Below are 2,236 nucleotides of genomic sequence, written 5' to 3'. Positions count from 1 at the left end.
CCCGGTCGCGGCCCCGCTGGCCGCCGGGGCCCTCGCGGCCGCCGCGATCCTGGCGCTGGGGGCGCGCTCCTTCGCCAGGCGAGAGCTGTAGGGCTCGCGAGGCAGGCGTCCGGCGGTCGGGAGGCTCGGCGGTCACCGCGTGACGACGCCGGGCCTCCACATGCCCACCTCGCAGTGGCGTCCCAGGCGCGGCACGGCGCCCAGGGGGACGAAGCCTTTGCGTTCGTAGAGGGCCTGGGAGGCGGCGGTGGTCGATTCGAGGTACACGGCCTCCTCCCCCGCGTTCTCGACGGCTCGGTCGAGCAGCGCCGAGCCGAGTCCCCTCCCCCGGGCCGTTTCGGTCACCGCGATGTAGCCGAGATACCAGTGGGGGAAGACGGGGCGGGCCTTCTGGACGGCCGCCTCGGAACGCCAGAGCCGCCAGAACGAGCGCCCGAGCGCGCGCATGAGGCGGGCCCTGTGAACGGGCCCGCAGACCGGGGCGGCGTCCGGGGGCAGCATGAGGATCGCGCCGAGCGGCGCCCCGCCGTCCACGGCCACGTCGACTCGGCCGTGGGCGATGTACTCGTATTCGAGCTCGAAGGCGAACAGGCCGGCCAGGACGCGGAGCCCGTCCTGTCGCGGGGAGAGCCGGTCGAGGAAGACGGGGTCGCGCGAGAACGCCTCGGCGAGCATCCCCGCGATGCCGGGGACGTCGCGCTGCGCCGCCCGCCTGATCTCCACGCCCGGTCTGTCCATGGTTCGCTCCGTTCTCCGAGGGTTCCCCCGGCTCGGGCAATCCTACCGTCAGGCCGGCGCCTGGCCGGCCCCGCCCTCCCGAAGCCCCGACTCCCCCGTCCGGTCCCCGTCGGCGGCCGCATCCTCCGTGGGAGCGCCCTCGCCGGTGGCCGATCCACCGGTCGCCGGCCGGCGGATCCGCCGCCTGACTCGCGTCCAGGCGACGCCCAGGATGAGGAACCACACCGGGGTGACCGCCAGCGCGTTGCGCGTATCGGCCTTGGTGGTCAGGGCGAGGACGACGAACGCGAAGAAGGCCAGGACCACCCACGGCATGAAGGCGGCGCCGGGCATGCGGTAGGCCGATGCACGATGGGCGTCGGGGTGCCGGCGGCGGTAGAGGATGTAGCAGACGAGGATGACCGACCAGACGAACAGGAAGAGGACCGAGGAGACCGTGGTGACGAGCGTGAAGGCGCGCATGACGCCGCCGGACAGGGTCAGCAGGTGGGCGCAGCAGATGATGACGACCGTCACGATCAGCCCGGCCCACGGCACGCCGCCGCGCGTGAGCCTGCGGAAGACGCTCGGCGCCATCCTCTTGTGGGCGAGCCCGAAGACCATGCGGGAGGTCGAGTAGATCCCGGAGTTGCACGAGGAGGACGCCGAGGACAGGACGACGGCGTTCATGACCGAGGCGGCCGCCGACAGCCCCGCGAGCCCGAAGAGCCGGACGAAGGGAGACTTCTCCGGATCGACCTGGTCCCACGGGGTGACGCACATGATCACCGCGAGCGCCACGACGTAGAAGAGCAGGACCCGCACGGGGATGGCGTTGATGGCCCGCGGCAGGGTGACGCGGGGGTTCTCGGTCTCGGCGGCCGTGGTGCCGACCAGTTCGATGCCCACGAAGGCGAAGACGGCCAGCTGGAAGCCTCCGAGGAAACCCTGCACGCCGTTGGGCAGGAAGCCGCCTCGATCCCACAGGTGCGCGATCGAGGCCTGGGTGCCGTTCGGCGAGGTGAAGCCGGTGACGACCATGAAGATCCCGGCCGCCACGAGGGCGACGATCGCGACGAGCTTGATGATCGCGAACCAGAATTCGATCTCGCCGAACAGCTTGACGGTGGCGAGGTTCATGAGGAGGAGGACGAGCATGACCGCGACGGCCAGCAGCATGGACACCCAGATCCTCTCCTTTCCGACCCACAGCTGCCAGTAGCCGGTGATGGCTATGATGTCGGCCATGCCGATGACCACCCAGGTGAACCAGTAGGTCCATCCGACGAGGAAGCCCGCCCAGGGTCCGAGGATGTCCGCCGCGAAGTCCTGGAAGGAGCGGTACTCGAGTTTGTGCAGGAGGAGCTCGCCCATGGCTCGCATGACGAAGAAGAGCATGAGGCCGATGACCGTGTAGACGAGGAGGATCGACGGGCCGGCGACGCTGATCGACTTCCCGGCGCCGAGGAAGAGGCCCGTGCCGATCGCCCCGCCGATGGCGATGAGCTGGATGTGGCGG

Annotated in this window: 2 protein-coding genes; both read right to left on the bottom strand. The window is 70.7% G+C overall.

Features of this window, described 5'->3' with window-relative positions:
* Positions 1-132 precede the first annotated feature (132 nt).
* The gene (locus tag HMPREF0043_RS06990) at positions 133-738 is read right to left on the bottom strand and encodes a GNAT family N-acetyltransferase (RefSeq protein ID WP_021602292.1); all 606 of its coding nucleotides are present in this window, start codon (positions 736-738) and stop codon (positions 133-135) included.
* A 48-nt stretch (positions 739-786) separates the two neighbouring features.
* A partial coding sequence (locus tag HMPREF0043_RS06985) for an amino acid permease (RefSeq protein WP_021602291.1) occupies positions 787-2,236 on the bottom strand: 1,450 nt, incomplete at its 5' end.

This window comes from Actinobaculum sp. oral taxon 183 str. F0552, assembly GCF_000466165.1.
Classification (GTDB): Bacteria; Actinomycetota; Actinomycetes; order Actinomycetales; family Actinomycetaceae; genus Peptidiphaga.
The sequence above is the reverse complement of the archived record's forward strand: the minus strand, read 5'-3'. Positions and strand labels throughout refer to the sequence as shown.